This is a genomic window from uncultured Agrococcus sp., from assembly GCF_945915485.1.
Classification (GTDB): Bacteria; Actinomycetota; Actinomycetes; order Actinomycetales; family Microbacteriaceae; genus Agrococcus.
Map to the genome: position 1 here is coordinate 1 of NZ_CAMEFJ010000107.1, position 7,167 is coordinate 7,167.

Genomic DNA, 7,167 nt, shown 5'->3' on the forward strand with positions numbered 1-7,167 from the left:
CCGACGGATCACACCGTCTGGCTACGCGGCTAGGTTTCGATCCGGATAACGCGATCGGCGGCCTCGGCAAGCCCCGGGTCATGGCTCGCGGTGACGACCGTGCCGCCCGCGTCGGCATGATTCCGCAGCTCCATGATGACCGCTTCCGCCCAGGATCGGTCGAGGCTCGCCGTCGGCTCGTCGGCAATGATCGCGGGAGTGCCGGCGGTGAGCACTCTCGCGAGCACCGTCCGCTGACGTTCACCTCCCGATAGCGTTGCCGGGCGGACTCCCTCGCGTTTCGCGAGGCCGAGTCGTTCAAGATGTTCCCTGGCTCTGGCCACTGCGCGTTTGGCTTGCCGCCGCCCGTTGGGCACCGCGGGCAGTACGACGTTCTCGAGGCAGGTGAGCTCCTCGACCAGTCCGGCCTCCTGGTCGAGATAGGCGGCGAGCCTGCGCCGCAGATCGGCCGTGTCCGAGGCGTCCATGCTCGCCAGCGTCCGGTCGTTCCAACTGATCGTGCCAGTAGCGCCGTCTGCCAACCCGATGAGCTGGCGCAGGATGCTGGTCTTGCCGGAACCGCTTCGCCCCGCGAGACACACCAGCTCACCGGGCCCCGCCTCAAACGAGAGCCCCGTGACGAGGTCGAAGGGGCGTCCCTCAGCGGTCACGTACGCGATGCCCAGGTTCTCGACCCGCAGCGTCGCGGTCGTTGCGGTACGTGTTCTGGTCGCGGTCATCGCATCCCTCCTGTCAGTCGCATCGATCTGCTGAGTATCGCGATTGCCGTCGCGGTAACGGCTGCTAGGGCCGCGGTCTGCGACAAGGACAGCAGCGCACAGCCCGCGACGACGAACCCACTGACGGCACACAGCACCGCGATCACCGCATCCTCTCGCCGCACGATCGCGGCGCGCATCCGGATGTCGAAGCCGATTCGGGTGAGTGCACGCTCCTGGGCTCGCTGCTGCCGTAATTGCATGCTTCTGCCCAGGCTGAGCAGGAGGACCGAGGCGAACATCCCGACCAGGCCGAGGAGCGCCATGAACACGACCGATGAATCCCGCACGGTGTCGGCGAGCCTTGTCGCGCCCGCTGCGGCCAGCTGATCCGTCACAGCGGCGGTGGTGAGCGCGGCGAGGATGGCTAGAACAGCGGTGCCTCCCACAGCCAGGAGGGTCGTCGTGGGTGTTGCAATCACACGCCGCAGAACGATCGCTCCGACGGTGGTGGCCGGCTCTCGACGGCGGCTTCGGGAGCGTCGTCGCGCCCCGACCGACGAATCCTTAGCCAGCGAGATCGGGATGGACAACGCGGCTGCAACGAGAGTCACGGCAGCGAGCGTCAGGATGCCTGGTCGAGCCGACGCAGTCGTCAGATACGCGGTTACCGCGGCCATTAAGACGACCAGCACTGTGGGCACGACTTCGCGCAGTGCGAGCCTTCGCACGATACTGTCGCGCGACCATCCGACGGCGTGCAGTACAGCCACTTCTCCACGCCTGCCGCGACCCGCGTGCACGCTCGTCACCAGCACTCCGATGCCGACCGCTGCCAGTACGCCGACCGCAAGTGTGACGGTGAGTCCCGTGAACGCGGTCTCGACATGCACGGCGGCGCCGAGCGTCGTCCACTCCTGGCTCACCCACCCGAGATCTGCTTCGTCGCCCATGCGATCGGGGTAATAGTCGGGAACATAGAGGGCGACCGGCTGCGGCGAAGACCCGGCTACGACCGTCGCTTGCAGGCCGAGCGCGCTGATCTCCTCGGTCACCGCGAGCACGCGTGCCTGATTCGCCGGGGTGTACGCTTCGATGCCAGTGATGCGCACTCGCACGGCGTCGATTGGTGTGTCGCCTCTCAGCGAAGCACCTCCGTCGAGGTCGGTGAAAGCGCCTGGCATCGAGGTGATGAAGTCCAGCCCGGAAAGATTGGGCTCGACGATGCCGCCCTCTAGACGTTCCGTGACCCCGGCATGGTAGACGCCGGACGGAACATAGGAGACTTCATCGAAGTCGGGGTCGGCGATATCTTGCGGTACAAAGGTCCCAAGCGGTGCTGGCAAAGCCCCAGCGAGACCGGGGCCGCCGGCCGGAGTTGCCTCTCGATACGCTCGAACCACGCCGTGCTCTGTGCCGCTTCCTTGCAGCAAGCTCTCCGACTCGGCAACAGGAGTACCCGCAGGGTCAACGATATCGCCCGGAATAAGGGCGAACGCGGGGCGATCATCCGTCAACGTAGTCGGATTGAGAGGCTCATACCGCGGTCGACCGGTCAGCAATGGTTCCAGTTCCGTGGCAGGCAAGGTGAACGCGGCGTTCCCTTCATCATCTGGCCACTCCGAGCCCGGCCATTCTGCGAACAGACTCGGGGTAGAGAACGGAGTGGACAACCCCGATACATCCAGAGTTACCGACTCGAGCTGCTCGAAATCAGCCTGCTCTATGATCTCGCGTATCGCGCCCGTCTCAAGCGGAACTTCATCGATTGCTGCCTCGGCGACTGCGATGTCGATTCGAGTTACGATGTTCGTAGCTGGCTGTTGCGCAACCACGAGTGGTACTGCGATTGTCGGGTCTGCGACCTCGCTCTCTGCCTCTTGCAGAGCAACGAAGGGGACGGTGAAGGCGTCCGGGTCCACCAGGTCGGACCACACGGAAGAGCCCAGGTCTCGCCCCTCTGGAGCTTCTCGCAAAGGATCGAGAAAAACCGCTCGCTCATCCCCCAGCAGCGCTTGTTCCGCTTCGGGATCGACCGCCACAATCACAGAAGAGAACTCCGGCAACTGGCCCAGAGGGATGATGAAACCCTGGTCCGTCCATACGGGGCTGAATCCATTCGGATCACCTGCCCCGCTGTTAACGCCGTTCTCGATTCCCAAAACTCCCACTTCGTCAAAAGTGCGCGCACTGAGAACTACATGACCCTGGCTCTGAGAGAGGAGCATATCTTCTCCTCCCCGTTGTAGTACGGTATTTGTGCTCAACTCCACGACAACAGAGTCAGAGGGGAGAGCAGACTCACCGGACACCGGGTCATCGATCACTCGCAGTGCCGGCGAAAGGCTCGCATTTCGCAACATGCCGACCATGCCTACGGGAGCAGCAACCTCAACGTCGCCAATACTACGGATTGCCGAGAGCTCACGGAGCGAAATACCGCCTTGGCCAGCGGAACTGACAAAATTCCCATCGACCATTGCACCCGTATCCGAAGCTCCGAAGTCGGAACCCTGCGCGGTGACCAGGATGTCGTAGGTGCCACGCCAGTTCTCGTTCAAGGTCTCATCGATGGTGGCAGTGAATCTCGAACCCAGTACGGCCACACTGGCCATCGCTATGCAGGCCAGAACTGCAGCCAGTAATCGTGTACCGTCTCGCCCCCGTCGGGGCATCCAATCAGTGCGCAAAACCACCACACAGCATAACTACACCAGAGCCCGCAGAGGGGATCCTCAGCACACCGAGGCCCTGGTCCAAGTTGTCGTGCTCTGCGCGTTCAGCCTCCCTCCGCCACGCTCGGTGACGGATATGGTGTGCGTTCGCGATACCCCGGTACAAGTTGTCATGCGAGGCGATCTTGCCAGAGAAGTGGTAGTTGTCGACGAACTAACGAAATCTGAGCATCCGGAAACATTGCATCGAAAGGTGACGTTGTACGGTGACTGCTCTCCCCAGGCCGCGCCAATCACTCTAGCCTGACCTGAAGGCACAGATCCACTGGGCGTCATCGACAACGAAATCGCATGTGCTCCCGGCGCCGAAATGATAGTGAAAGCCGCCACGAATATGGCGGCAAGCGGGAACAATAGCCCATTACGCTTTCGGGACGACGTTGACTGCATTGTCACAATTCCTCCAAATTATCGGTCACCATTTCAAGAATCATTCTCGTTGAAGAAACTGACCCTCATGGAAACCTACGCCAAAGCAGCCCTACTAAGTCGCACATTACTCACTTTACATGAGCCTACACCATTTTCTACGAGAATTCGATGAACAATTGAAGTGAGCACACACCTTCACACTCGTAGCGCTCCACCATGCGCGCTCTCAATTCGGCTTGCCCGGAGAGTTCGGGCGCAGAGCATTTAATCGCTGCGTTCAGCGGAGTGGGCGCAGTTGGCCCGCGATCGGCAAGTTGCCGACGCATCGTCGACGCTCGCGCTCTATCGGGATGCCGTGCGACTGCGCCGCGAGCACTCGCTCGGTCTAGGTGCGGTCGAGTGGCTCGATTCGGCCGATGGCGTGCTCAAGTTCCGCAACGGTGAGGTCACGGTCATCGCGAATCTGTCGGATGAGCCGGTGCCGTTCAACGGCGAAGTGCTGTTGGCCAGCGAAGAGATCGTGGATGCTGTGCCGACGGATCACACCGTCTGGCTACGGTCGTAGTCCGGGCGAGAGCCGGCGGCTAGTAGGAGCTGCCGCCCGCGTCGCTGGCGGTGAACTCTGAACGGTTCTCCCACCAGCGGATCGGGTCGATCGCGATGACGTCATCACGCATCAGCCCGAAGTGCAGATGCGGACCGGTAGAGAAGCCGGTGGAGCCGACCTGACCGATAACGGTGTCGATCGTAATGACCTGGCCCTCACGAACCTGAATCGAACCGGCGATCATGTGGGCGTAGCTGGTCTGATAGCGCTTGCCGTCGATCATGTGATCAACCGTCACCATGTGACCGCCAGAGGTCGTGCCCGGCATGACGTTCGTGACGATACCGTTGGCCATCGGGTAGATCTCTGTGCCGGCACCGGGCGTAAAGTCGACTGCTTCGTGCACCTTGCCCCAGCGCCATTCGAAGCCACTCGAGATCGGTGCGTCGGGGATGTTCGGGAACGGCGTCTGCACATAGCTGGTCTCGAGCAGCGGCAGCGCTTCTTCGTATCCGTCGACTCCCTGCGACCAACCACTCGGCATGCTCGTCGATGCGTCGGCGATGCCCTGGATGCGGTCGACCTCTTCCGGGCTCAGTCGAGCGCTCTCGAGGGCATCCTGGATGCCTACGTCACCGTCGATCATGAGCTCCAGCTGCGAGGCGCTTTCGGGGACGCTCACGCTCTGCGCATTGAAGTCATCGACGCCACCGGCTTCACCGGATGTCGAGGCTTCGGAACCGCCTCCGAAGAAGGCCTGCGCCGGAACACTCGTTGCGACCACGAATGCGCTCGCTACCAGGAGAATACCGCCTGCTGCGAGCTTGCGAACGGCGACGGCGCCGCGCTTCCTGCGCGACTTCGTCGGCGGATGCGTTGCCGCGGGGGCGGGAGCGCTCGAGGTGCGCTTGCCTCGCAGCGTCGTAGCGCGCGTGCGAAGGATCTGTTCGGGGTCGGCTTTCTTCTCGGCCGGCTTAGCGTTCGTCTCGAGCCTTGGCTGCGGCTGCGTGTCACCCTGATCGACTACGACGGGAGTCGGCCTGGTTTCCGCGGTGTTCGCAGCAGCGGGAGCAGCCGCGCACTGTTCGGGTTTGACGTCCGGGCGGCGAGGAATGGCCCTGGACACCGGCTGCGTCAGCGTTTCAGCAACCTCGACCTCGTCGAATGCGAAGAGGGAGTTGGCGCTGAGCACGGGGCGTGCCGCATCCGTTTCGTCAGGAACAGGAGCCGGTACCGGACGAGCTTCTTCGGCAGCCGTTTCCTGCTGTTCATTCGAGTTCGGGCCGAGGAGAGCTTCTTCTGCGCGCTCTGCCTCCTCCGAGAGCGACCACGAAGTCCGTGTACTCGACGCGGCCGCTTCTTCCCGAATGACTGTGGGTGCTGCTTCACGTACGCGTGCCTCATCGCGGACGGGCGCCTGCACGGAAGCTGCGGCAGCGAGTCGCGAGTCGCGACGTGAAAGAACCCGCTTTTCTGCCGGTGCTGCTGCTGCAGACTCCGGAGTAGCGGGCTGGGCCGGCGCGTCTGCCGAAGAGGTATAGACGCTCTCCGCTTCGCGACGCTGCTGCTCGCGAAGCTCACGGCGCGTGAGCGGTTTGCTCGCCGCTGCGCGGCGAAGCTGCTCGGCTTCTCGCAGTGCGCGTCGACTCGTCGTTGAAGTCGTTCGTTCCCCCGAGGGATCGAATTCGACTTCAGTCACGAGGCGGCACCTTTCTTCCGACTAACCTATCCAACCAGTGCTTGGCGGGACATGCCAAACTGCACTGCACGCAGACCATCGAATATAACAGCTTGGTAACAGAGGGGCAAGGTTTATGCGCTTGCTGCGTCGGCGTTCTTAAGCAATGCAAAGAATTCGGTGGCTATCGCGGGGGCCGCGACCGCGGCGAACAGCTCGCCTTCGACCTCTTCGACTCGGGTCGCGCATCCCGCTTCCTCTGCGATGAGGAATCCCGCAGCTAAGTCCCATGCCTTGGGCCCCTTCTCGAAGTAGGCGTCGAGCGTACCGGCCGCGCAGCCCGTGAGATCGAGCGCCGCTGACCCGATCCGGCGAATGTCGCGAACCTCGGTGATGATCTCGGCGAACGATTCCGCCTGGCGGGCCCGGCGTTCGCGTCCGTATCCGAATCCGGTGGCGACGAGCGAGTGCTGCAGCGACGTCTGCTCTGAAGCCTGGATGGAGACTCCGTTCCTGTGTGCGCCCTGACCTGCCGCGCCCGTGAACACTGTGTCGCTGGTGGGGTCGACGACGACGCCTGCGAGCCCTTTCCATTCGGAGGGATGCAGTCGATCGAGTCGATGCTCGCCTTCGACCGCCGCGATCGACACGGCGTAGGTGCCGATGCCGTAGAGGTAGTTGACGGTCCCGTCGATGGGGTCGACAACCCACGTGATGCCGGAGGTTCCCTCTACCGATGCGCCTTCTTCGCCGAGAATGCCGTCATCGGGGCGCTGTTCGTGCAGAAGGCCGAGAACAAGTTGTTCAACTTCGCGGTCGGCAGCCGTCACGACGTCGGTGATACTCGATTTCGTTGCCGCGATCTCAACGCCTTCACTGCGGCGTTGGAAAGCGAGGTCGGCGGCTCTTTTCGCCGTGTCTTTAGCGATGCTCAACAGTTCGGTCACGCTTCCAAGCTACCGGAGCCCGGAGGCCGCGGCCGGGATGCTGGCGGCTCGGTTTCTCCTCAGGGCTCCGGTTTGTGTATTCTGGCTGTTGCTGCTTTGCAGCGAACGGCGAGTTACCCAAGCGGCCAAAGGGATCTGACTGTAAATCAGCTGTCTACGACTTCGGGGGTTCGAATCCCTCACTCGCCAC

General features: G+C 62.8%; 5 protein-coding genes and 1 tRNA gene. 2 read left to right on the plus strand and 4 right to left on the minus strand.

Annotated features, from left to right (window positions below):
- Positions 1–29: 29 nt before the first annotated feature.
- Complete coding sequence (locus Q0O95_RS12515) at positions 30–719, minus strand: ATP-binding cassette domain-containing protein (protein ID WP_293699231.1); 690 nt, start codon at positions 717–719, stop codon at positions 30–32.
- A complete protein-coding gene (locus Q0O95_RS12520; protein ID WP_293699234.1) occupies positions 716–2,869 on the minus strand; it encodes a hypothetical protein in 2,154 nt (717 codons plus the stop codon). The genes Q0O95_RS12515 and Q0O95_RS12520 overlap by 4 nt, the downstream gene beginning before the upstream one ends.
- Positions 2,870–4,100: 1,231 nt before the next feature.
- Between Q0O95_RS12520 and Q0O95_RS12525 the strand changes: the two genes are divergently transcribed.
- A complete protein-coding gene (locus Q0O95_RS12525; protein WP_293699237.1) occupies positions 4,101–4,370 on the plus strand; it encodes a DUF3459 domain-containing protein in 270 nt (89 codons plus the stop codon).
- A gap of 19 nt (positions 4,371–4,389) precedes the next feature.
- Here Q0O95_RS12525 and Q0O95_RS12530 read toward each other — a convergent pair whose 3' ends face one another.
- Together Q0O95_RS12530 and Q0O95_RS12535 are read right to left on the minus strand one after the other, a co-directional pair.
- Positions 4,390–6,051, minus strand: a complete 1,662-nt coding sequence (locus tag Q0O95_RS12530) for a M23 family metallopeptidase (protein ID WP_293699240.1) — start codon at positions 6,049–6,051, stop codon at positions 4,390–4,392.
- 113 nt (positions 6,052–6,164) lie between these two features.
- Positions 6,165–6,977: an inositol monophosphatase family protein gene (locus tag Q0O95_RS12535; protein WP_293699243.1), complete on the minus strand. Its 813-nt coding sequence runs from the start codon at positions 6,975–6,977 to the stop codon at positions 6,165–6,167.
- A gap of 107 nt (positions 6,978–7,084) precedes the next feature.
- Here Q0O95_RS12535 and Q0O95_RS12540 point away from each other — a divergent pair.
- Positions 7,085–7,166 (plus strand) — tRNA-Tyr (locus Q0O95_RS12540).
- The last annotated feature ends 1 nt before the right edge of the window (position 7,167 follow it).